The following is a 22,426-nucleotide window of genomic DNA, read 5'->3' as shown; positions in this document are numbered from 1 at the left end:
AAACTGTTTTAAATTTAAAAACGAATATACATTTCCATGGGCAAATTAGCAATTAACACTGCACAAAATGTAAACTTAGATTATAAGCTTATTGGTCTTGGCGAGCGCATGGTGGCATTTCTAATAGATGGTGTTATTTTACTCACATATATGACCATTATGGAAAATTTGGTGAATATGTCACAGATTTTCGATGCGGATGGTTGGACAAGAAGAGGTTTTTTGGGTCTATTTTATTTACCTGCATTTTTCTATTCGCTGATTTGTCATATTATTTTTGGTGGTCGTACCATTGGTAAAATGATAATGAAAATAAAGGTGGTTCGACTGGATGGGGCGCCGACACAATGGTATAATTTGTTAGTCAGGTGGATGTTACGTATTGTTGATATTTGGTTGTTCTTTTCATCTATTGGAGTCCTAAGTATTTTATTATCTGAAAGAAAACAACGCGTCGGAGATGCAGCAGCAGGAACAGTGGTTATAAGTGTAAAAAAGAAACATAAAATTACAAGTACTATTCTTGAAGATATAACAGATGATTACCAGCCTGTTTTTAGCAATGTTACCCAACTTACAGACAAAGATGTACGCATTGTTAAAGAAGCCTTTTTGGTTTCAAAAAAGAATAATGATTACAAAACACTTCATCTGTTACGAAACAAAATTTGTGACGTTTTAGGCATAAAATCAGACTTATACGACTTACAATTTATAGATACCATATTAAAGGATTATAATTATTACACTCAGAATATGTAAGTAGAGAATTAATTCCGAATGTCGGGATTGTGCGAATCGCTTATACCGAATTTATTTCGGCATCTGAGAAAGTAAGAAATGTAGCAGAGAGCTTCTTTTCTTAATCTAAAAGGATATGAATCGCATATGCTGAGCAAAGTCGAAGTGTGATTGTTAGTATTTCTTTTTATATAAAAAAAGAGATGAATTATAAATTAAAAATGAAACTTTAGTGTTTATACAAACCATCGATGTTTTAGGTACAATAGCTTTTGCCATTTCTGGTGTTTTGGTTGCCATGAATAAGCGAATGGATGCTTTTGGAGTATTTATTATTGCCTTTGTTACGGCAGTAGGTGGCGGTACACTTAGAGATACACTTATTGGTGCAACACCGGTGTTTTGGATGAAAGACATGACGTTTATAATCGTTATTTCTATAGCTTCACTTTTTGCGGTTTTATTTAGAAATTATCTTAAGCACTTAAGGCGTTCACTGTTTTTGTTCGATACTATTGGCATTGGGCTCTACACGGTAATTGGCATAGAAAAAGGGCTAAATGCAGAATTACATCCTATAATATGTATTGTTTTAGGTACAATGTCTGCCTGTTTTGGCGGCGTGATTCGTGATATTTTATGTAACGAAATACCTGTAATATTTAGAAAAGAGATTTATGCAACTGCCTGTATCATTGGTGGATTGACCTATTTTTTATTGTTAGAATTTTTAGAGGATAGAAACTACCTTTTCTTAATTGCAGGTGCCGTTGTAATTGCCATTCGCTTATCGGCTGTGATTTTTAAATTAAAATTGCCCAACCTTTACAAGGACGAGGTTTAGATTAATCTAATATTTCAACGGTCTTAATAAATACATTTTTCAGTGGCCATTCGCCATCATCCGTTTCTACAGCGTTAATTTTATCTACCACATCCATTCCTTTAATGACCTCTCCAAAAACGGTATAATCACCATCTAAAAAAGGCGCGCCACCGATACGGTTTACAATAAAGAATTGGTATGGAGACGCCAACTTGTAGGCGTTTTCAATTTCGCTACTAGGCATAGAAATAGCACCGCGTTTGTGGGTATAACCTCTTTTGGTATCTGGTGGTAAGAGATATCGACCAATTTTTCTGCGCCGCTTGGCAATATTCATTCCATCACTACTACCACCTTGAATCACGAAATTTGGGACAACACGGTAAAATTGTGTATAATCGAAATAGTTTTGTTTTGCTAAAAAGATAAAGTTAGCACGATGGTATTTTGTTTTATCATAGAGCAGGATATCTATGTTACCAAAATCGGTAACAATACGTACTTTGTTTTCTTTATTCTCATCGCCAAAATCAGATAAAAACTGTAAGGCATTGTCATCCGTCAGTTTGGGATATTCACGCTTTTGCTCCGTCTTAACTTCGGTTTTTTTCTCTACTTTATCTTGTTTTACAGTGGTGTTTTGTTTTGAAGTTTCTTTATCTTCACAGCTAAAAACTAGGCAAACTAGGACAAAAAGAATAACTCTCATAAATGAATTTTAATACGTTTTTAGATTCAGTTGTAAATATAAAACATCTTCCGCTTTTAGGCGAAGAGGCGCATAGAAAGCTCTCGCCGCCATATCGTCTAGAATTGGCAGAGAAATACAAAGAAAAGCGCAAAACAGCATCCAAAGCTGGAGTTATGGCTTTGTTTTATCCAGATGTAAAAGAAACGACACATGTTGTGTTTATTCTCAGAAAAACCTATAAAGGCGTACATTCGGCGCAGGTGGGTTTCCCTGGTGGTAAGGTAGAGGACATTGACAATAACCTTATGGAAACAGCTTTGCGAGAAACAGAAGAGGAGATAGGCGTGCCAGTAAAACAAATAGAAGTCTTAAAAACCTTGTCTCCGCTTTACATACCACCTAGCAATTTTATAGTGCATCCTTTTTTAGGTGTTTCCAAACAACCTTTAACGTTTACAAAGCAAGACGAAGAAGTCGAGGCTGTTATCGAAGTTAGAGTGAATGAAATTCTTGAAGACCAAAATCTTATAACTACAAAAGTACCAACGAGTTATAATGTAGATGTTGAGGTGCCAGCATTTCGTTTAAATAATTACATCGTTTGGGGTGCAACAGCTATGATGTTAAGTGAAATTAAAGTATTATTAAAACAGATACTCTAAGTAGCATATTTTCTTACTTTTGCTATCCGACTAACGACAGATTGATACTATGGGTTTATTTAAAACCAATCCTTTTGGGCATATACTTTGGGTAAAAAAATGGTTAATCCGAATATTAGGGTTGCTAACACATCGCCGTTTTAGAGGCTTTAACGAATTACAAATAGAAGGCTCTGAAATTATAAAAAACTTACCAGATACTAATGTACTTTTTATATCTAACCATCAGACTTATTTCGCAGATGTTATAGCAATGTTTCATGTGTTTAATGCTAGTCTAAGTGGACGTTTAGATAATATTAAAAATGTTGGTTACCTCTGGAATCCTAAGCTCAACATGTATTATGTAGCGGCAAAAGAGACAATGAAATCTGGTCTTATCCCAAAGATTTTTGCTTACACTGGCTCTATAAGCATAGAGCGTACATGGCGCTCCCAAGGTAAAGATGTTAACCGCCAAGTAAAAATGAGCGATATTAGTGCTATTAAAAAGGCGCTGGATGATGGTTGGGTTGTAACATTTCCGCAAGGGACAACTACACCTTTTAAACCAATACGCAAGGGTACAGCTCATATCATAAAACAATACAAACCTATAGTAGTTCCTATAGTAATTGATGGATTTAGACGTTCTTTTGATAAAAAAGGACTACGAATTAAAAAGAAAAATATTTATCAGTCGTTTGAGATTAAACAACCTTTAGAGATTGATTACGAAAACGAGACTATTGCAGAAATTGTAGAAAAAATAGAGTACGCTATCGAGCAACATCCTTCGTTTTTAAAAGTAATTCCTCAAGAAGAACTCGAAGAAAAAGAACGTTTAAACAAGGAACTTAGAGAAATTAGTGATTGGTAATATAAACCGTAATTAGTGGCCTAGTTTCTGCCTTAAATTGTCACGTCAACAAAGCAAATCTAAGTTCAATTATTAGTCTTCTAGATTAAATCTCCAATTTTTTCAACTCCTTGTAGTTGCTGTTAAGCTGTTTCAGTAATAATCCGTAAATCAACCAATAGAACAGCAGTAAAACGGCAATAGCACATGCTAACAGTAAAAGCGTTAGAGCAATAATACTAGCATAAAATTTAAAAATCTCACCATTTGCAGCGGCGGCATCTATCATAGATTTAGAGGTTTCATCATTCTGAAGTGCAAAATAAACGCCATAAAATGTAGCTATAACTAAAAACGCCAGATTAAAAATAACATATGCTTTAACCGTTTTTCGGGTTTTAAGAATATTTTTCATTAAGCGTCTAGCACTATCTGTAGCAGAAATATTTTTGTAGTTTATGTAAAACTTATATAAAAAATATAATAAAACAAAATAGCTTATAACCGCAAAGACTATGAATACCGTACTAGACTCAAGTTTTTTTATTTCGTCTCCAAATCCAAGAGATTTTAAACCAATAGAGACAATAAACCAAAAGGCAAATTCTAGTAGTCCAATATAAAATATCCACTTTACGATGCTCGACGATTTTGCATGTGTCATTTTATAAATATCCTCGCGAGAAACCTGAGGAAAATTATCCGCACCTTTCTGCCAATCTTTTTTTAATAATTCTAATTCATCCATAGTGTTACGGATTTAATATTGCTTTTAATTTCTTTTTCACACGATTCATTTTCACACGTGCATTAACCTCGGTTATACCAAGTGTTTCACTTATTTCTCTGTAATCCTTATCTTCAAGATATAAGAAAACAAGCGCTTTTTCTATATCATTTAACTGATGTACGGCTTTGTATAACAGTTTTAGTTGCTCTTCTTCAGTGCTATCGTACTCCTCAGCCTTTATCCTAAATTGGTGGACATCAAAATCATCTGTTTGTACACGGCGTTTAGACTTTCTATACAACGTAATCGCTGTATTTAAACCAACACGATACATCCAAGTGCTAAACTTACTATCACCTCTAAATTTTGGATAGGCACGCCATAATTGTATGGTGATTTCCTGAAAAAGGTCATTGTGCGCATCTTGATTATTGGTGTAAAGCCGACATACTTTATGTACAATATTCTGATGTTTTTCAAGCTGTTCTACAAAGCTATGTTCAAGTTCTTTGTTCAATAGTTAGTTGTGGTTGATTGATTTTTAATAGTAAGTCTATAAAGATACACTTATGTTACAGTTATGCTAATCTTTTTTTTGGGCGTTTACACCGTCGCATATTGCTATGGTGTACCGTGTTTTCCGTTATATCTTTTTGTTGTGGCGCAACAAAAAGGATGCCACTGCAACCACTAACGCAATTCATCATTCATTATTTACAGTTCGGTAACTAATAATTTTAAAACTTCACATAAGATTAGAAGTTTACTTCATCAATTTAAGCTGAATTCATTTCAAAACAAAAAACGAACAGTAAACAATTAACCATGAAAATCATCAATCTCATTCTAATCTTGTGTCTTGGCCTAATCAGCCATGGGCAAACAACAATAAGTGGCAAAGTAATAGATACTAAAGGTACGCCTATAGCTGGCGCCAATGTGTATTTAGAAGGTACTTACGACGGTGCAACCTCTAATGACAAAGGTGAATTTTTATTTACAACATCAGAAAAAGGAACTCAACAACTAATTGTTTCTTTTTTGTCTTACGAAACAACATCAGTAAAACAAGATGTTTCCGCGCTTAATAATTTAGAAATCAAATTAAGGGAAGATGTAAACTCATTAGACGCAGTCGTATTATCCGCAGGAACCTTCGAAGCTAACGACAATAGTAAAGTATCAGTTTTAAAACCTTTAGATGTGGTCACTACAGCAAGTGCGCTTGGTGATTTTGTTGGTGCGTTGCAAACACTACCAGGAACGTCTAATAACGCCGAAGATGGTCGATTATTTGTTCGTGGTGGTAACGCAGACGAAACTCAAATTTTTATAGATGGTATTCGTGTATTTACGCCATATACGCCCACGACAAATAATTTACCAACGCGTGGACGATATTCTCCCTTTTTATTTGATGGTATTACATTTTCCACCGGAGGTTATTCTGCCGAATACGGACAAGCTTTATCTAGTGTTTTGGTACTAAACACCATTGACGAGCCAGACCAAGAGAAAACAGATATAGGGATTTTATCCGTAGGTGCTGCTCTAGGAAACACCCAGAAGTGGGAGAAATCATCCCTAAGTGTAAACGCAACTTATATTAATTTAGCACCATATTTAGAAGTTTACGAAGACCGTAACGACTGGGAAAAACCTTTTGAAGCTGCCCAAGGTGAGGCGGTTTTTAGACGCAAATTTAACAACGGCACACTCAAGTTTTATGCGGCTTTCGACACTACTAATTTCGAATTAACGCAAGAAGATATCAATGAAGATGATGGGTTGCAATTTAAGCTTAATAACAAAAACTTCTATGTTAACACCTCTTATAAGGGTGTTTTAAATAACAATTGGAGTATTGTAACGGGACTAAGCTACACCCATGCTAATAATAGAATCGGTGTTGAAATAAACAACATTGATGATACTGAGAATTCTTTTCATGCAAAACTGAAACTAAAAAAACGCTTTAATAGTCGATTTAAACTCAATTTTGGCGTGGAGCAATTTTTAACGGATTTTAATGAAGATTTTTCAAATTCCTCTGTCGATGCATCCTATGGATTTAATAACAATATCACGGCAAGTTTTGCAGAAGCCGATTTAGTGTTTTCAAAGGATTTAGCTTTAAAATTAGGCGTACGTGCCGATTATAGTCAGATTTTCGATAATTTACAGGTAGCACCTCGAGCTGCACTTGCTTATAAAGTATCAGATAATGCACAAGTATCTTTGGCCTATGGCGACTTTTATCAGAATCCAAGTGCGGGAACTCTAAAGTTTACGCAAGATTTAGAATCACAAAAGACATCGCATTATATTTTTAACTATCAATATGTAAATAACGGAAGAATTTTTAGGGCAGAACTTTACAGAAAGACCTACGATAATTTAGTGAAGTTCGATACGCCATTCGAGAGTTTTGATAGTACCTTTAATTCTAACGGAAGCGGCTATGCCCAAGGTTTAGATGTATTTTGGCGAGATAATACGAGTATCAAAAATCTAGATTACTGGGTAAGTTATTCGTTATTAGACACACAACGAAACCACCGAAATTTCCCAACTTTGGCACAGCCTAATTTTGCGAGCAAGCATAACTTTTCTATTGTAGGTAAATATTGGGTAGAAAGTTTAAAAAGTCAAATAGGTTTAGATTATGTGCATGCTTCTGGTCGTCCTTATACTAATCCAAATACGAGTCAATTTTTAGGAGAACGTACTAAAAGCTTTAATAATATTAGTTTTAATTGGGCGTATTTAATCAGTCAGCAAAAGATTTTATATTTTTCTATTAATAATATTTTTGGTTTTAACAATATTAATGGCTATCAATACGCGGACATGCCAAATTCCAACGGAACGTTTAACAGGCGAGCTTTAAGGCCAGCCGCAGACCAGTTCTTTTTTGTGGGATTCTTCTGGACGATTAGTGAAAAAGGAACTGATAATCAGTTAGACAATCTTTAAAATACAATAATGTTTTACATCTAAGCATGACAAATGTCATGTCTATTCCATCTTCTAATGGGTAACTTTATACTATAAAATTTTAGAAATCATGGAAGTAAAAAAGAACCCCAGTGCCGATGTAGGAAGAAATAGCAGCTTATACTTTGCTGTAGGCCTAAACATCATGTTATTGTTAACGTATTTTGGTTTCGAGTACAAAACCTATGATAAAACGTTATCAGAGTCAGATATTTTAATGCTTAGCGAGCAGTTAGAAGAGGATATTCCTATTACTAATATAGAAATTACACCGCCACCACCACCACCTAAAACAGTAGTTACAGAAGCTATCCAAGTTGTAGAAGATGTTGCAGAAATTGAAGAAACTGTTTTAGAAAGTACAGAGATTGGTCAAGACGATGTAATACAAGAAGTAGTTGCTGTAGACGATGTAGAGGTCGAGGAAGTTGAAGAAGACATCGAAGTGCCTTTTGCAGTAATAGAAAGAGTTCCAACATTCCCAGGATGTTCAGGTAATAACGACGAGCTTAGAGCTTGTTTCCAAAGAAAAATTACCGAGCATTTACAGAAAAACTTTAGATACCCGGAGGTTGCTGAAGAGTTAGGAATAACAGGTAAAGTATATGTATTCTTCTTAATAGATAAAAACGGAAACATAACTAAAGTAAAAAGTAGAGGTCCGGATAGACACTTAGAAACAGAAGCAGAGCGTATCATTAAAATATTACCTAAAATGATACCAGGTAAACAGCGCGATAGAAATGTAGGTGTCCCATACAGTATCCCTATTAACTTTCAGCTAAGAGGTAATTAGATAAGAAATAAATTAAAGGTTGGTTACTACAAAAGTCTTGGTAATCTTAAACTAAAAGGTTGTATTTTACTTCCATAAACAGGTTACGACCTGACTCCCAAAAGGAGAACGTTTAAGATTATCGAGGCTTTTTTAATGGATTAAGAAAGTAACTAATTTCTCCATTTAATATTGCAACCCATACTAGGTTTCTGGTTTTGGTCTATACTTTCTCCTTTAACCAGTGCATTCATAGCATTTCTTAAATCTTTTCCTGTAACGGGAATTTTATTTCCAGGTCTAGAGTCGTCTAACTGACCAGTATAGACAAGTGTCATGTTATCATTAAATAGAAAGAAATCTGGTGTGCAAGCCGCATCGTAAGCCTTAGCAATTTCTTGCGTATCGTCGTACAAATAAGGGAACGTATACTTGTTTTTTTTGGCATGAATTTTCATTAAGTCCGGACCATCTTGCGGATAATTCTCTACATCGTTACTAGAAATAGCGATACAATTAATGCCTTTGGCTTTGTAATCGTTAGCTAGATTTACAAGTTCTTCGTTAACATGAATCACAAAAGGGCAGTGGTTGCATATAAACATAATTAAGGTGCCTTTGCTTCCTTTTAATTCATCTAGCGACTTAAAGTTGTTGTCTATAGTATCTACTAATCTAAAATTAGGGGCTCTTGTACCTAGAGGTAACATATTAGAAGGCGTTAGTGCCATAATTTTTTTGTAGTTTTAATTTATGGATAAGATAATAACATTCGAAGACTTCACCAAAGTAGATTTACGCGTAGGTACGATTTTAGAAGTAAATGATTTTCCCGAAGCGCACAATCCTTCATATCAGTTAATCATTGATTTTGGAGAATTGGGCATCATGAAATCTTCAGCACAGATAACAACACGCTATTCAAAAGAAGATTTATTGAATAGACAGATTGTTGCTGTGGTCAATTTTCCTAAAAAGCAAATCGCTAAGTTTATGAGCGAGTGTCTTGTTATGGGTGCAGTAAATAAAGATGATGTTTACTTACTCAGACCTGAAACCAAAGTAAAAAATGGAGCTCAAGTGAGTTAACAGTCTCGGTTTGTAGTCACAATTATCATCTAGACTGAGAGCTAAAAACTGAGACTGCTTACTAAGCTAAAGGTCTTCCCTAAAGAAAATCGCATTCATTAATAGACGATTAGTACCATACCAAAACGCTCTAAAATTGGTATTATCGGTAAATGCAACAATAGTTCCGCGGCCGTAATTTCCTATTTTTAGTGGTACAGTTTTAGAAATACTATCTAAATTCTGTTTAGAGATATAACCACTTAATAACGGATTTTTGGTATACTGTATTGGATTGTTGTAACTGTTTCTATCTGGTTTTACAAATAGAGTGGTGTTTCTAAATAACGGTAACTTATCATTTTTATATCCAAAATTAATTGGATGAGAGCGGTCGATATCTGCTTCAAAAATGGCACCGCCAATTACTTGTGCACCTCTAAAATCGCTCGCCTGTTCTCTAGAAATAGTTTTAGCTACGATTTTAGGTTTTTTAAAATCTAGTTTTAAAAGTTTTTTGCTATTTAGGTAGTTTAATGCACGTCTGTAGGCAATTAGGGTACCACCTGCCTGAATCCAAGATTGTAATTTTTTAGTATTACCATCATCCAGGCCAGAACCATTGACCATAATTATTGTATTGTATCTACTTATATCTGCTCTAGAAAAGTTTTTAGTATCGAGTTTTGTTACCGGAATATCATAGCGCGTATCTAGCAAATGCCATATTTCACCAGCATCGTAAGACGTCATTCCATCACCGACCAATAAAGCGATTTTAGGCAGCTCTAAAGGTCTAAAATTGTTGCTTCCTAGGTCGATACCTTCATTCAATCCCGTGGAAACAGCATCAACCATTAGATGACTTTCTTTTGCTAATTCATTGAGTATATTATAAATTTCTGAAGCAGATTTATTTTGATTTTGAGCAGGTATCATTAATGTTCCGTAGTCATAAGATTTTCCGTTGGCTGTAAATTGCTTCTGGCTCACTCTAGCACGAATGCCTTTATCTAATAGAGCGTATAGAAATTTTGGCGTATAATATTCGTGCCATTCTATTAAATAGGCGTAATCACTTTTAGAAGAAACGCCTCCTGTTTTTAATTTTAAATCTTTTACTTCTGGGCCAGCCTTGGCTGTTGAGGTCTCTGCATAATCTAGATTAAATGCAAGAGGAAAAGACCATGCGGAAATATCGTAAAACAAGCTATCTTGAAACGTTGTACGCTTCTCGAACATAGCATTTATTAAACGTGTGTTGTTTTGATTTTTAGGAACAATAAAGCTGTATCCTTTTTTAAAACGCTTGCCATCAACTTCAAAGTCATTTTCAATTTCGTGGAATTTAATTTTATGACGATTCAAAATTTCAGCCATATGATAGGTTCTTGCAGCATCTTTTTCGTCACCAAAAACAATCGCTTTATTGCCTTGTTTTTTAGCTTCATTTCGTGCATTCTTAAAAAAGTTAGCTTGATAATTTAAGATATCTTCTCGCATGGCATTTGCAGCTTCAAGCGTAGATAATGCTGCGGTAAATTGATTTCTTATTGTAAACGGAAAAGTTAATAGTCCATTATCGCTCTCTTGTACATGACCCCGAGAACTTGCTTGTTCAAACAAAATACCTATACCTCCATTAATATCCGGAAATGTTGAGCCTTTACCATAATAGAAATCGTCGAAGCTTTCTTCGGAATAATATAAAGAACCAATTTTATCGAATGCTTTAGCATGAAACGTTGCTATTTGTTTTGTTAAATCCTGATTCATTTGTGGAGTAAGAGGATGTGTGCGAGATGGAATTCCTGGTTGAAAGAAAAAACTAGAATTTGTTCCCATTTCGTGATGGTCCGTCAGAATGTTTGGCATCCAATCGTGAAACGTTTTAATACGCGCTCTAGACTCTGGTAATTGTACAGGTAACCAATCTCTATTCATGTCAAACCAATAATGGTTTGTGCGTCCACCTGGCCAAACCTCACTATATTCTCTGTCGTTTGGGTCTGGATTTAAGTTTTGACTTCGATTGGTGTTTGCCCAATAGGCAAAACGTTGCAAACCATCTGGGTTAAAAGATGGGTCAAAAAGTATTATTGTATTTTTTAATAATGCATCTATCTTAGGTCCTTGTGCAGCTGCAAGATAATAGGCTACTGCTAACGCGGCATTAGAACCGCTAGGTTCGTTCCCGTGTATAGAAAAGCCTTGATAAACAACAATGGGTCTATCTGTATTAACATTGTCTGTCTTGGTTGCATTGACATGGTTTTCTTTGATGGTCTTGATATTCTGCAAGTTTTCAGGCGAAGAAATTGTTAGTAATAGAAGTGGCCTATCTTCAAACGTTTTTCCTCTATTTTCTATTGATATTCGGTTGGATGATTCCGCTAATTTGTACATGTATTGTACCAATTTATCATGGGTTATATGCCATTCCCCAACCTCGTGACCAATTACGCTTTTTGGTGTTGGAATATTGCTATTGTACGTTACATCTTGAGGTAAATAATACGATAGTTCAACTGTTGATTGGGCGTAAATAAAAGACGTTAATACTGTAAGACTTAATAAAAGAATGCGGCGCATGTTTAAGTATTTGGTTAGTGTTTAGTTATCTCCATAAAAATAAAAAAACCGCTACTGTTGTAACGGTTTTTAATATAATTTAACAAGATTTTTCTAGATGTCTTCGAAACTTATATCCGTAAAACTATCTGTAGAGGTATCTTCAGTTGTTTTTGCTTCTTGTGCTACAAATTCATCATCCTCTCTTTTAAAATCTTTTTGATGACGTTCACTAATCACTTCTTCGCCTTTTTCGTTTATGATGTAATCAGTCATTTCGCCTAAAATCTCTCTAAACTCAACAAAGTCTTCTTTATACAAGTATATTTTGTGTTTCTTGTAATGAAAAGAGCCATCATCGTTAGTAAACTTTTTACTTTCGGTTATAGTTAAGTAGTAATCGCCTGCCTTCGTAGCACGAACGTCAAAGAAGTACGTTCTTCGTCCTGCACGCAATACCTTTGAGAATATCTCTTCTTTGTCCATCATTTCGTAATCGCTCATAATTTGGATTTGAGTTAATAATTCCATCCAAAAATCTAAAAAAAAAGTAAAGTAACCAACAAATAGTTACATTTCTTTTTCCGAACGCTGTTTAAGATATAAGTCTTTGTAGTAACCCTCTGTTTTCTTAAGGGTTTGGTGAGTTCCTGATTGAATTATTTTACCATTATCCAGTACAATAATTTTATCGGCATTCTTTGCGGACGAGATACGATGACTAACGATAATTGTTGTTTTATCGCTAGAGATACGTTCTAGATTTTTTAATATTTTCTCTTCAGTTTCAGTATCAACCGCAGATAAGCAATCGTCTAATAGTAAAATTTCTGGAGATTTTATAATCGCTCGGGCTATAGAAACACGTTGTTTTTGGCCACCAGATAAGGTAATACCACGTTCTCCAAGAACAGTGTCGTATCCTTTCTTAAATCCAATAATATTTTTATGCACTTTAGCATTCTTCGCTGCTTCTATAACCTCATCATCGGTGGCATCTTCTTTGCCAAATTTAATATTGTTCTTTATAGAGTCTGAAAATAAAAAGGCGTCTTGAGGAACATAACCTATACTTTCTCTCAGGTTAAAGAGGTTGACTTCGGTAATAGGTTTGTCATCTATCTTTATAGTGCCTTGCTCTGTATCGTATAAACGACCTATTAAATCTAAAATGGTTGATTTACCAGAACCTGTCATTCCTAAAATGGCTAGTTTTTCTCCTGCTTCTAGCTTAAAGCTAACGCCGTTCAACGCTGTTATATTAGTATCTGGATAGGTAAAGGTTACATTTTGAAATTCTATTTTCCCCTTAATTTTAGTCTCCTCTTCTACAGTATTTTTAATTTCTGGTTCTTGGTCTAGAAACTCGTTGATTCGTTTTTGCGAAGCTTCTGCTTGTTGTACAATAGAAGTAACCCAACCTACTGTTGCAACCGGCCAAGTAAGCATATTTACATAGATAATAAATTCTGCGATTGTTCCAATATTTTCAATCTGACCATCGATATACTGTTTTCCGCCAATGTAAATAACCAATAAATTACTAACACCAATTAATAAAATCATTAAAGGAAAAAATAAGGCTTGTACCTTTGCCAAATCTATTTGTTTCTGTCTGTTTTCTGAAGAAAGCGTTTCAAATTCAGAATTTACACTAGACTCAATAGTGTAAGACTTAATTACAGAAATACCACTAAACTGCTCTTGGGTAAAGGACGAAAGTCCTGATAACGACTCTTGAACAATTTTACTTCGTAGATTAATAAGACGACTTAGCTTGTATATAACAAAAGATAGTACCGGTAACGGTAACATGGTGTATAATGTTAATTCTGGTGCCGTACTTATCATTTGCGTCAGCGCAACTGTAAAAAGTGTTATTGTATTTATGGTATACATTATTGCTGGCCCAGCGTACATTCTTACCTTGCCCACGTCTTCGCTAATTCGATTCATTAAATCACCAGTACGATTGGCTTTATAAAAGCTCAAGGAAAGGACTTGATAGTGTTTGTAAACTTCGTTTTTTAGGTCGTATTCTATATATCTAGAAACATTAATAATGGTCTGACGCATTAAAAACGTAAATAACCCTGCAACTATAGCTGCACCAAGAATTAATAGAATAGTAGTTAATAAACTGGATTTTGCTAGGCTAAGAGGTAGGTCACCTTCAATATAAGCCTCGATAATATTTATAGATTTACCGATAAGTCGAGGCGTAAATAGCGCAAATATTTTAGCTACAATAGTAATTAAGATACCAACAATTAGTCGATATCTGTATTTATAGAAATATTTATTTAGATGTTTTAAGGCTTTCATTGAAAGTAAAAGAGTACAAAGCTATTGTTATAATCCTATTTTTCAGTTAATATTTTGCTAATGCTTCAATAAAGATTTATTTTTGCACGCTGTTTTTAAATAATCTCTAACAGCATTTAATAAATTTAAGCATGACAACAGACGTTATAGAGGCAAAAAACTTGGTAAATGCAGACCCGGTTTTTGGACAATTATCCTTCGATAATCATGAGCAAATCGTTTTTTGCAACGACAAAGATACTGGTTTAAAAGCAATAATTGGTATACATAATACGGTTTTAGGACCAGCACTTGGTGGTACAAGGATGTGGCAATATAAAAGTGAGTGGGACGCACTAAACGATGTTTTGCGCCTGTCTCGCGGAATGACGTTTAAGTCAGCAATCACAGGGTTAAATTTAGGTGGAGGTAAAGCGGTTATCATCGGTGATGCCAAGACTCAAAAAACACCAGAATTGATGAAACGTTTTGGTGAGTTTGTACATTCTTTAAGCGGAAAATACATTACGGCAGAAGATGTTGGGATGGAAACCGAAGATATGGATATTGTAAGGGAAGTTACACCATTTGTAACGGGTATCTCTGAAAGTAAAGGAGGTGCAGGAAATCCATCGCCGATAACGGCTTATGGCGTTTTTATGGGGATGAAAGCAGCAGCAAAGTTTAAATATGGCTCTGATATTCTTGAAGATAAAAATGTCTTTGTACAAGGCATTGGTAACGTAGGTGAAGCTTTGGTAGAGCACTTAGTTAACGAAGGTGCAAAAGTTACAATTGCCGATATAAGCCAAGAGCGATTAGAAGAAGTTAAATCTAAGTACGGTGCAACTATTTATGGTGGTAACGACATTTACTCAGAAGATATGGATATTTATGCACCGTGTGCATTAGGAGCAACAGTAAATGACGAAACTATCCATAAAATAAAAGCAGATATTATTGCAGGAGCTGCAAACAATCAGTTAGCAGACGAGCTTAAGCATGGAAAACTGTTACAAGAGCGCGGCATTGTGTATGCACCAGATTTCTTAATTAATGCGGGTGGAATTATTAACGTGTACGCAGAGCTCGAGAACTACGATAGAGCTGAAATTATGCGTAAAACCGAAAATATTTACAACACCACTTTGGAAATTTTAGAAAACGCTAAGGTTAATAAATTAACAACGCACAATGCAGCTTTAAATATAGCTAAAGACCGCATTGAAACACGTAGAAGAGAAAACGCGAATTAATTTTATTAATTAGCTAGAAATACTATTTTTGCAGGGTAAATCTTTTGTTAGATTTACCCTTTTTTAATGTTATAAATAAGTTCTTTACATATGCTCAATCGACGTCACATACGTATTAAAGTTATGCAATCTCTATTTGCTTTTAAAGGCACAGAAAGTGATGATTTTAAAAAAGACGAAAATTTCCTTTTTAACAGCATCGATAAGATGTCTGACTTATATTTTGCCATCATGGCATTACTGATTGAGATTCAAAAGAAAGCCAATTCTAAATTAGAATTATCTCAAAAAAAATTACTTGCTACTAAAGAGGATAAAAATCCAAACCGAAAGTTTGCAGATAATGCCGTACTAGAGTTTATAAGCAGTAATACTATGCTCAAGGAGATAATTAATAAACGTAAACTTAATTTTTGGGACTTGGATTTTGAGTATGTAGATGTTATTTACAAAGCCATAATCGATAGCGAGTTGTACAAAGAGTATATGTCTAAAGGGCCATCAGACCTAAAAGAAGACAAAGATTTTATCATAGATATATATTCTGAAATCATTGCACCTAACGAAAAATTATTTGACTATTTTGAAGACAAACAACTTACATGGATAGACGATTTACCTGTTGTTAATACCGCCATAGTAAAAAAGTTTTCAAAGCTTAAGCTCACAAAACCTGAAACATTTTTAATTCCTGAACTCTATAAAGACGAAGACGATAAAATTTTCGCAAAAGAATTGCTATATAAGACGCTATTGAATAGTTCAAAATTTTCAGAAGAAATATCAGAAAAAACGACAAATTGGGATGCTGAAAGATTAGCAAGTCTAGATGGTGTACTTTTACAAATGGCTTTGTGCGAGTTTCAAAAATTTCCATCTATCCCTGTAAAAGTAACTATCAACGAGTATCTGGAAATCGCAAAAGAATATTCTACACCTAAAAGTAGTCTCTTTATAAACGGAATTTTAGATAAAATCGTTAAAGAATATAAATCTAAGAACATTCATAACAAGATAGGAAGAGGGCTTATGGAATAACTAAAATCTACAGTTTTAGATATCTGTTAAGGACGTATTAAAAGTTTTAATTCCTTGAAAATATTGTTACATTTGGCAAACGAAATAAAAAGTTCAACATAAATTTAAAAATACAGCAATGAAAAAAGTAATTTTAGGACTGAGCGCATTATGTATGATAGCTTTTACATCATGCAAAGAAGATGCGGCAAGCAAAGTAAATTCTGAAAACGTAGCATTAGCGGCAGAGCGTGATGCTAACGCTGGTGATTTACCAGTAATTAAATTTGACAAAGAAGTTCACGATTTTGGTACTATTGAAAACGGAACTCCTGTAGAAACTACATTTAAATATACCAACACAGGAAATTCTATGTTAGTTGTTAGTAATGTAAAGAGCACATGCGGATGTACTGTGCCTTCTAACTACACTAAGCAAGTTGCACCAGGTGAGACAGGTGAGTTTACCGTAAAGTTTAATGGAAAAGGTAACGGAAATAAAGTAACAAAAGCTGTTACTATGACTACGAATACTGCAAAAGGAAATGAGCAGGTAAAGATTACGGCTTTTGTAGAAAAAGACCCTAATGCTAAAACGCCTGCACAAGCTACTGCAACGGGGACGTCTAGTATCTTACAGACACAGCCAAAGAAATCAAGCACTCGTCCAGGTCACGAAGGTCATAACCACGATTAATAAGTATCCATGGGAGAAGGTATAAGTTCGTTTTTACCATTAATAGCTATGTTTGCTGTGGTGTATTTCTTTATGATTGCACCACAAATGAAGCGTGCAAAGAAAGAAAAAGCGTTTGCAGCAGCATTAAAACGTGGCGACCGTGTTATTACAAAAAGCGGAATGCATGGTAAAGTTGCAGAGTTAAACGATAAGGATAATAGCTGTGTCATAGAAACACTAGCTGGAAAAATTAAGTTTGACCGTTCTGCAATTTCTATGGAAATGAGTAGTAAACTTAATGCTCCTGTAGTTAAGAAATAATTACGGTTAGCAATAGAAAATAAAAAAAGCCACTTGAAAAAGTGGCTTTTGTTTTATTAAGACTTTATAAAAATCATACAATGCTGCCAGGGTAGATTCGATATATTTTTTAAAAATTTAAATCCTGCGGCTTCAAACTCTTTAATAGCTTGCTTTTCGCTCATTTTATGAAGGCGTTTCATCGGTACGTTATCGTCCTCAGCTCTATATTCGACAAGGTATATTTCTCCGTTTGGTTTTAGTGCTTTTTTCATTGAAGCTAACATCTCAACAGGAAAACTAAATTCATGATATACGTCGACCATTAATATTTTGTCAATAGCATCTTCTGGAAGGTTTGTGCTCTTTTCAGTACCTTGAAGAAGTACGATATTATTTAATTTTTGCCTTTTATTTTCTTGTTTAATGGCATCTAGCATCTCTTTTTGAATATCTACTGCATATACTTTCCCATTCTTAGCAAGTGGTGCCATTTTAAACACATGATAACCAGAACCCGCTCCAATATCAGCTAATATGTCATTTGGTTGTATATCTAGGTTTTTAATGAGTTTACTTGTGTTTTCTTCATACTCACGTTCAGGGCGCTCTAACCAACCAATGCCTTGGTAGCCCATGACATAAGCAATTTCTCTACCCATATACCATTTGCCAATACCACTATAATCGCCTTTTTTATAGGTGTAGGTTTCTGCCGTAATTTTATCTTGGCTGTATAATGTAACTGTAGATAAAATACTTAGTAGTAGAATATATCCTTTGTAAAACATAACTTTACTTTTCCGGTAAAATTATGGAATATTAAGGTTGGCGTCTATGGGCTTAACGAAGAATTAGCAATTTTTGTATTTGTCATTTAGCCCAACACCGTTAAGTATCATTGGTGTAATTTTTTCTAATCGAGATACTTTTGTAGCCTCTCTTTTAGCAGAACTAATATATTCACAATACTCACGTTGCTTACCCGGAGTTAATGCGCTAAAAGCTAATTGTAAATCTTGGTCATTGTTTAAACAGGCTTTTAACTCTTCAGGAATATCTACTGTTTTTCCCTTACGTTCTACTTTTATCTCTTTGCCAGCACGTTGGTTTTCTATAGCTTCTTTTACGTAGTCTAAAACGAGGTTTTTGTTGATATCATCTATGGTTTCAAAGCGCATTTGGCGCAAGGCTTTGGTTTTACCTTCTTGTGCGTTTACGAGTAAATTATGTTCATCTTTTAAAAACACGCCATTAAAAAACCAAATGCAAAAGTGGTTTTTAAAAGCACCCAAACCCAATACATTCTTTCCGTTTAAATCATAAACAGGTGCAGACCATTTTATGGCTTCGTTAAGCTCTGTTTTTAACACAATTTCACGAAGTAACTCCAACTCTTTTTCAAAGTGGTTGTTAGTTTCTATATATTCTTCAACGGAGTATACTTTTTTCATTTTTTAATTGTAAAAAGAAAAGTTTCGTTATCGGTTCTGTGTATGGCAAGTAGGACAGTAAAAAGCGATAAACTTTCAAGTTTGCACTGAGCCAAAGCGTGTATTTTGTTTTTATCTTATTCATGTTAAAAGCCAAATCAACGATTTGGCGGCGTTTGTAAATAGCACCGAACTGTCGTAAACCACCGAACACCCTATTTGCAATATATAGTGTTAGGTGCTGACTTTATTTTATTTTTCTAAGATTTTCGAGTAAATCATTTTTAAACTTTTCATCGGTTTTTTTCGTCATAAAATACTCCTTGTCATATCGTTGTTTCTGTTCGTGTTCCCCTGCTGATAAGAAGTTAAGTTTTGAAATAGCCATAGACTGAACAAGTTTGCTTTTGTCGTTTAAGTAACTAAACAACATTTCAATACTTTCTTTATTTTTTAGGTCAACTATTTGGTCAAAATGAGCTTCTCGCATAGTATCTGATGAGTGCTCCTTTAGTTGTCTTAATAGCTTTGGATAGATATCGTCTGCGTTAATCCGCCATATTGCTTGTCCAATTACTAAAAGCCAACTTATATTGGTATTAGCATTTAATTGGTCATATAAAATTGGTAAGGCTTGCTTATCCTTTAAAACTCCTGCAGCTTTAAAAAGGTGAGATTGTCTCAGTTTCAAATTTTGGCGAATGAGTCTTTTAGCAATCTCTTTTTCATATTCAGACATTGCTTCAAAGAAGTATGTATCTACTTCATTCCTTGAAAGTCCATAAGTATTAATAAAGTGGTTTTGATAGAAGTCCTTGAACGCTCTAGAGAGAGAATCTGAGCTTGGGTTAATATCAATAAAATATTCAGAAACCTTGTCTGTAGTCTTTTCACCTGCTTCAGTCTTTTTTCCAAATAAATTTTTCAGTATTCCCATTTCCATCTTCCGATAATTCCAATTCTTTATGTGCTTGCACCTATTGCTTAGATAAATTCAATTATAATACTTCGACTTGCTCCTCCGCTATAGCTTCGGCGCACGCGGACGCTCATGACAGGTTGACTTTATCGGTTGATACTGAAGCAAGTTCAGCACATGTAACGAAGTTAGTTTTTTAAAATTAGAATGTCAAGCTATATAAGTATGTTACTTATTCTTTAAAGCCGTCAACTCCGCAATCTTACAAATCACTTCAGTAGCTTTAATCATACTTTCAACAGGAACATATTCATAACGTCCGTGAAAGTTATGTCCGCCAGCAAAAATATTTGGGCAAGGTAAACCCATATAACTTAATTGTGAGCCGTCGGTTCCACCACGTATGGGCTTTATAATCGGCTTAATGTCTAATGCTTTCATGGCTTCTTCGGCAATATCTATGATATGCATTAGAGGCTCAACCTTTTCTTTCATATTGTAGTATTGGTCTTTAATTTCTATTTCAAAAACAGGTTTGCCATATTTTTCGTTGAGGTCATCAGCTATTTTTTGCATTAGCGCTTTACGCGCTTCAAACTTATCGCGGTCGTGGTCACGAATAATATATTCTAGCGTTGTCGATTCAACTTCGCCATTCACAGCATATAAATGAAAAAAGCCTTGATAGCCTTCCGTGTGCTCTGGAGTTTCTTCTCTTGGTAATGAGTTGATAAACTCACTAGCATAATACATACTGTTCACCATTTTACCTTTAGCGTAGCCTGGATGCACAATTTTTCCATTGACTTTGATTACTGCGCCAGCAGCATTAAAATTCTCGTACTCTAACTCACCAATCTGGCTGCCATCCATGGTGTATGCCCAATCGGCACCGAATTTTTCAACATTAAATTTATGTGCGCCACGACCAATTTCTTCGTCTGGCGTAAAACCAACTTTTAGGGTACCGTGTTTTATTTGCGGATTGTTGATGAGGTATTTCATGGCTTCCATTATCTCGGTGATACCAGCCTTATCATCTGCGCCAAGAAGCGTTGTGCCATCTGTAGTGATTAGGGTTTGTCCTTTGTATAGTAGTAAGTCTTCAAAATAATCTGGAGATAAGACGATATTTTCTTCGGCATTTAGCACCAAATCTTGCCCTTGGTAATTCTCTACAATTTGAGGTTTTACATTGGCTCCTGTATAATCTGGTGTCGTATCGAAATGCGAAATAAAACCAATCACTGGGACTTCGTGGTCTACGTTACTAGGTAAGGTTGCCATAATGTAGGCATTCTCATCAATAGAGACATCACTCATACCCATATCTTTTAATTCATTTACTAGTTTGTTTGCCAAATCCCATTGTTTGGTAGTACTAGGTGTGGTTTCAGATTTTGGGTTGGATTCTGTATCTATGGTAACGTAGCTAATAAAGCGGTCTATGAGTTGTTGTTTGTCTATCATTATCTTATGGTTTCTTCAAAAATAGAGAACGAAATAGGATAGTGCAAGTGCAAGTTTGGTTTCTTTTTATTTGTTTGAAATTGACGTATTTTTGCCCAGCAACACACAACGCATGTACAAAACACTTATAAGGCCAATTTTGTTTCGTTTCGACCCTGAAAAGATTCATTATTTCACATTTTCATTAATTAGAAACTTATCTAAAATTCCAGGTGTTAAAGCACTTTTTAGAAGTTTGTATTTGCTTGAAGACAAACGTCTAGAGCGAGAGCTTTTTGGATTGAAATTTAAGAATCCAGTAGGTTTAGCTGCTGGTTTTGATAAAAATGCGGTATTATATAATGAGTTAGCAAATTTTGGTTTTGGTTTTATTGAAATAGGAACGGTGACACCTAAAGGTCAAGAAGGTAATCCAAAGCAACGCTTATTCAGATTAAAAGAAGACCAAGGCATCATAAACCGAATGGGATTTAATAACGAAGGTCTTGAAGCGGCAATTAAGCAATTAAAAAATAATAAAAGACAACTGATTATTGGTGGAAACATAGGTAAAAACACCCAAACTAAGCCTGAAGATTATACCAAAGACTATTTAGAATGTTTTAATGCGCTACATCCTTATGTTGATTATTTTGTGTTGAACGTGAGTTGCCCAAATGTAGGAAGCCATGCCAAGTTAAACGATAAAGATTATTTACTAGAGTTAATTGGCGCAGTTCAAAAAGCGAATAAAACTTTTGAAAAACAGAAACCAATCTTGTTAAAAATAGCTCCAGACCTCAATGATGGACAATTAGATGAGATAGTAGAATTAGTGCAAGAAACCAATTTAGATGGTGTTATAGCAAGTAATACTTCAACAGATAGAGATGGATTAAAAACTTCAAAACAACGCTTAGACGAGATAGGTAATGGCGGTTTAAGTGGCCAGCCGATTAAAGCTAAATCAACTAGAGTTATTAAATATTTAGCTGAGAAAAGTGGAAAAGCGTTCCCAATTATTGGTGTTGGAGGTATACACTCTGCAGAAGATGCTTTAGAAAAAATTGAAGCCGGTGCAGATTTGGTTCAAATCTATACAGGCTTTATCTATGAAGGACCAAGTCTTATAAAACGAATCAATAAGGCGGTACTCAAACGCTCTTAATT

23 protein-coding genes are annotated in these 22,426 nt (G+C 34.8%); 12 read left to right on the top strand and 11 right to left on the bottom strand.

Annotation, left to right across the window (positions count from 1 at the left end):
• The first annotated feature begins 36 nt into the window (after positions 1-36).
• Together DFQ05_RS09560 and DFQ05_RS09555 are read left to right on the top strand one after the other, a co-directional pair.
• The gene (locus DFQ05_RS09560; RefSeq protein WP_132705189.1) at positions 37-762 is read left to right on the top strand and encodes an RDD family protein; all 726 of its coding nucleotides are present in this window, start codon (positions 37-39) and stop codon (positions 760-762) included.
• Between the two features lie 211 nt (positions 763-973).
• On the top strand, positions 974-1,585 hold the full coding sequence (locus tag DFQ05_RS09555) for a trimeric intracellular cation channel family protein (RefSeq protein ID WP_132705188.1): 612 nt from the start codon (positions 974-976) through the stop codon (positions 1,583-1,585).
• A gap of 1 nt (position 1,586) precedes the next feature.
• Here DFQ05_RS09555 and DFQ05_RS09550 read toward each other — a convergent pair whose 3' ends face one another.
• The gene (locus DFQ05_RS09550) at positions 1,587-2,276 is read right to left on the bottom strand and encodes a peptidylprolyl isomerase (RefSeq protein WP_132705187.1); all 690 of its coding nucleotides are present in this window, start codon (positions 2,274-2,276) and stop codon (positions 1,587-1,589) included.
• Positions 2,277-2,278: 2 nt separating this feature from the next.
• On the opposite strand from DFQ05_RS09550, the gene DFQ05_RS09545 reads away from it, so the two are divergent.
• Complete coding sequence (locus tag DFQ05_RS09545; protein WP_132705186.1) at positions 2,279-2,920, top strand: NUDIX hydrolase; 642 nt, start codon at positions 2,279-2,281, stop codon at positions 2,918-2,920.
• 49 nt (positions 2,921-2,969) lie between these two features.
• Entirely contained in the window at positions 2,970-3,779 is an 810-nt protein-coding gene (locus DFQ05_RS09540; protein WP_132705185.1) for a lysophospholipid acyltransferase family protein, read from the top strand.
• A gap of 85 nt (positions 3,780-3,864) precedes the next feature.
• Here DFQ05_RS09540 and DFQ05_RS09535 read toward each other — a convergent pair whose 3' ends face one another.
• Positions 3,865-4,506 carry a hypothetical protein gene (locus tag DFQ05_RS09535; RefSeq protein WP_132705184.1) on the bottom strand — a complete coding sequence of 214 codons (642 nt, stop codon included), beginning with the start codon at positions 4,504-4,506 and terminating at the stop codon, positions 3,865-3,867.
• A 4-nt stretch (positions 4,507-4,510) separates the two neighbouring features.
• Positions 4,511-5,005 (bottom strand): RNA polymerase sigma factor, encoded by a 495-nt coding sequence (locus tag DFQ05_RS09530; RefSeq protein ID WP_132705183.1) that lies wholly within the window; start codon positions 5,003-5,005, stop codon positions 4,511-4,513.
• A gap of 308 nt (positions 5,006-5,313) precedes the next feature.
• Between DFQ05_RS09530 and DFQ05_RS09525 the strand changes: the two genes are divergently transcribed.
• Both DFQ05_RS09525 and DFQ05_RS09520 read left to right on the top strand, forming a co-directional pair.
• The gene (locus DFQ05_RS09525) at positions 5,314-7,464 is read left to right on the top strand and encodes a TonB-dependent receptor (protein ID WP_132705182.1); all 2,151 of its coding nucleotides are present in this window, start codon (positions 5,314-5,316) and stop codon (positions 7,462-7,464) included.
• 91 nt (positions 7,465-7,555) lie between these two features.
• Complete coding sequence (locus DFQ05_RS09520; protein WP_132705181.1) at positions 7,556-8,281, top strand: energy transducer TonB; 726 nt, start codon at positions 7,556-7,558, stop codon at positions 8,279-8,281.
• A gap of 152 nt (positions 8,282-8,433) precedes the next feature.
• Here DFQ05_RS09520 and DFQ05_RS09515 read toward each other — a convergent pair whose 3' ends face one another.
• Positions 8,434-8,991 carry a thioredoxin family protein gene (locus DFQ05_RS09515; RefSeq protein ID WP_132705180.1) on the bottom strand — a complete coding sequence of 186 codons (558 nt, stop codon included), beginning with the start codon at positions 8,989-8,991 and terminating at the stop codon, positions 8,434-8,436.
• 22 nt (positions 8,992-9,013) lie between these two features.
• Here DFQ05_RS09515 and DFQ05_RS09510 point away from each other — a divergent pair, with 22 nt between their 5' ends.
• Positions 9,014-9,349 (top strand): tRNA-binding protein, encoded by a 336-nt coding sequence (locus DFQ05_RS09510; protein WP_132705179.1) that lies wholly within the window; start codon positions 9,014-9,016, stop codon positions 9,347-9,349.
• Between the two features lie 66 nt (positions 9,350-9,415).
• Here DFQ05_RS09510 and DFQ05_RS09505 read toward each other — a convergent pair whose 3' ends face one another.
• The 3 genes from DFQ05_RS09505 to DFQ05_RS09495 form a co-directional block, all read right to left on the bottom strand.
• Complete coding sequence (locus tag DFQ05_RS09505) at positions 9,416-11,920, bottom strand: M14 family metallopeptidase (protein ID WP_132705178.1); 2,505 nt, start codon at positions 11,918-11,920, stop codon at positions 9,416-9,418.
• Positions 11,921-12,013: 93 nt separating this feature from the next.
• Positions 12,014-12,403, bottom strand: coding sequence for a PUR family DNA/RNA-binding protein (locus tag DFQ05_RS09500; RefSeq protein ID WP_132705177.1), 390 nt, complete (start codon positions 12,401-12,403; stop codon positions 12,014-12,016).
• A 66-nt stretch (positions 12,404-12,469) separates the two neighbouring features.
• Positions 12,470-14,224, bottom strand: a complete 1,755-nt coding sequence (locus tag DFQ05_RS09495; protein WP_132705176.1) for an ABC transporter ATP-binding protein — start codon at positions 14,222-14,224, stop codon at positions 12,470-12,472.
• 131 nt (positions 14,225-14,355) lie between these two features.
• Here DFQ05_RS09495 and DFQ05_RS09490 point away from each other — a divergent pair, with 131 nt between their 5' ends.
• From DFQ05_RS09490 to yajC, 4 genes are all read left to right on the top strand, one after another.
• On the top strand, positions 14,356-15,459 hold the full coding sequence (locus DFQ05_RS09490) for a Glu/Leu/Phe/Val family dehydrogenase (RefSeq protein ID WP_132705175.1): 1,104 nt from the start codon (positions 14,356-14,358) through the stop codon (positions 15,457-15,459).
• A gap of 123 nt (positions 15,460-15,582) precedes the next feature.
• Positions 15,583-16,497, top strand: coding sequence for a transcription antitermination factor NusB (gene nusB / locus DFQ05_RS09485; RefSeq protein ID WP_132705174.1), 915 nt, complete (start codon positions 15,583-15,585; stop codon positions 16,495-16,497).
• A 118-nt stretch (positions 16,498-16,615) separates the two neighbouring features.
• Complete coding sequence (locus DFQ05_RS09480) at positions 16,616-17,173, top strand: DUF1573 domain-containing protein (RefSeq protein WP_132705173.1); 558 nt, start codon at positions 16,616-16,618, stop codon at positions 17,171-17,173.
• Between the two features lie 9 nt (positions 17,174-17,182).
• Positions 17,183-17,476 carry a preprotein translocase subunit YajC gene (gene yajC / locus DFQ05_RS09475; protein WP_132705172.1) on the top strand — a complete coding sequence of 98 codons (294 nt, stop codon included), beginning with the start codon at positions 17,183-17,185 and terminating at the stop codon, positions 17,474-17,476.
• Positions 17,477-17,532: 56 nt separating this feature from the next.
• On the opposite strand, the gene DFQ05_RS09470 is transcribed toward yajC, so the two are convergent.
• The 4 genes from DFQ05_RS09470 to pepT all read right to left on the bottom strand — a co-directional run bounded on the left by DFQ05_RS09470 (position 17,533) and on the right by pepT (position 21,277).
• Entirely contained in the window at positions 17,533-18,246 is a 714-nt protein-coding gene (locus DFQ05_RS09470; RefSeq protein ID WP_132705171.1) for a class I SAM-dependent methyltransferase, read from the bottom strand.
• Positions 18,247-18,309: 63 nt separating this feature from the next.
• Complete coding sequence (locus DFQ05_RS09465; RefSeq protein WP_132705170.1) at positions 18,310-18,909, bottom strand: YdeI/OmpD-associated family protein; 600 nt, start codon at positions 18,907-18,909, stop codon at positions 18,310-18,312.
• 226 nt (positions 18,910-19,135) lie between these two features.
• Positions 19,136-19,831, bottom strand: a complete 696-nt coding sequence (locus DFQ05_RS09460) for a HEAT repeat domain-containing protein (RefSeq protein ID WP_132705169.1) — start codon at positions 19,829-19,831, stop codon at positions 19,136-19,138.
• A 204-nt stretch (positions 19,832-20,035) separates the two neighbouring features.
• The gene (gene pepT, locus DFQ05_RS09455; protein ID WP_132705168.1) at positions 20,036-21,277 is read right to left on the bottom strand and encodes a peptidase T; all 1,242 of its coding nucleotides are present in this window, start codon (positions 21,275-21,277) and stop codon (positions 20,036-20,038) included.
• Between the two features lie 112 nt (positions 21,278-21,389).
• Between pepT and DFQ05_RS09450 the strand changes: the two genes are divergently transcribed.
• Positions 21,390-22,424, top strand: coding sequence for a quinone-dependent dihydroorotate dehydrogenase (locus DFQ05_RS09450; RefSeq protein WP_132705167.1), 1,035 nt, complete (start codon positions 21,390-21,392; stop codon positions 22,422-22,424).
• Positions 22,425-22,426: the final 2 nt, after the last annotated feature.

This window comes from Winogradskyella wandonensis (genome assembly GCF_004346845.1).
Taxonomy (GTDB): Bacteria; Bacteroidota; Bacteroidia; order Flavobacteriales; family Flavobacteriaceae; genus Winogradskyella; species Winogradskyella wandonensis.
Note: the sequence above shows the minus strand (reverse complement) of the source record. Positions and strands in the feature narration are given on the sequence as shown.

Excerpts from the sequence above, each read along its gene's own strand:
- DFQ05_RS09560 (WP_132705189.1), top strand. The coding sequence starts at position 37 with ATGGGCAAATTAGCAATTAACACTGCACAAAATGTAAACTTAGATTAT.
- DFQ05_RS09550 (WP_132705187.1), bottom strand. The coding sequence starts at position 2,276 with ATGAGAGTTATTCTTTTTGTCCTAGTTTGCCTAGTTTTTAGCTGTGAA.
- DFQ05_RS09545 (WP_132705186.1), top strand. The coding sequence starts at position 2,279 with ATGAATTTTAATACGTTTTTAGATTCAGTTGTAAATATAAAACATCTT.
- DFQ05_RS09540 (WP_132705185.1), top strand. The coding sequence starts at position 2,970 with ATGGGTTTATTTAAAACCAATCCTTTTGGGCATATACTTTGGGTAAAA.
- DFQ05_RS09535 (WP_132705184.1), bottom strand. The coding sequence starts at position 4,506 with ATGGATGAATTAGAATTATTAAAAAAAGATTGGCAGAAAGGTGCGGAT.
- DFQ05_RS09525 (WP_132705182.1), top strand. The coding sequence starts at position 5,314 with ATGAAAATCATCAATCTCATTCTAATCTTGTGTCTTGGCCTAATCAGC.
- DFQ05_RS09520 (WP_132705181.1), top strand. The coding sequence starts at position 7,556 with ATGGAAGTAAAAAAGAACCCCAGTGCCGATGTAGGAAGAAATAGCAGC.
- DFQ05_RS09515 (WP_132705180.1), bottom strand. The coding sequence starts at position 8,991 with ATGGCACTAACGCCTTCTAATATGTTACCTCTAGGTACAAGAGCCCCT.
- DFQ05_RS09510 (WP_132705179.1), top strand. The coding sequence starts at position 9,014 with ATGGATAAGATAATAACATTCGAAGACTTCACCAAAGTAGATTTACGC.
- DFQ05_RS09505 (WP_132705178.1), bottom strand. The coding sequence starts at position 11,920 with ATGCGCCGCATTCTTTTATTAAGTCTTACAGTATTAACGTCTTTTATT.
- DFQ05_RS09500 (WP_132705177.1), bottom strand. The coding sequence starts at position 12,403 with ATGAGCGATTACGAAATGATGGACAAAGAAGAGATATTCTCAAAGGTA.
- DFQ05_RS09495 (WP_132705176.1), bottom strand. The coding sequence starts at position 14,224 with ATGAAAGCCTTAAAACATCTAAATAAATATTTCTATAAATACAGATAT.
- DFQ05_RS09490 (WP_132705175.1), top strand. The coding sequence starts at position 14,356 with ATGACAACAGACGTTATAGAGGCAAAAAACTTGGTAAATGCAGACCCG.
- nusB (WP_132705174.1), top strand. The coding sequence starts at position 15,583 with ATGCAATCTCTATTTGCTTTTAAAGGCACAGAAAGTGATGATTTTAAA.
- DFQ05_RS09480 (WP_132705173.1), top strand. The coding sequence starts at position 16,616 with ATGAAAAAAGTAATTTTAGGACTGAGCGCATTATGTATGATAGCTTTT.
- yajC (WP_132705172.1), top strand. The coding sequence starts at position 17,183 with ATGGGAGAAGGTATAAGTTCGTTTTTACCATTAATAGCTATGTTTGCT.
- DFQ05_RS09470 (WP_132705171.1), bottom strand. The coding sequence starts at position 18,246 with ATGTTTTACAAAGGATATATTCTACTACTAAGTATTTTATCTACAGTT.
- DFQ05_RS09465 (WP_132705170.1), bottom strand. The coding sequence starts at position 18,909 with ATGAAAAAAGTATACTCCGTTGAAGAATATATAGAAACTAACAACCAC.
- DFQ05_RS09460 (WP_132705169.1), bottom strand. The coding sequence starts at position 19,831 with ATGGAAATGGGAATACTGAAAAATTTATTTGGAAAAAAGACTGAAGCA.
- pepT (WP_132705168.1), bottom strand. The coding sequence starts at position 21,277 with ATGATAGACAAACAACAACTCATAGACCGCTTTATTAGCTACGTTACC.
- DFQ05_RS09450 (WP_132705167.1), top strand. The coding sequence starts at position 21,390 with ATGTACAAAACACTTATAAGGCCAATTTTGTTTCGTTTCGACCCTGAA.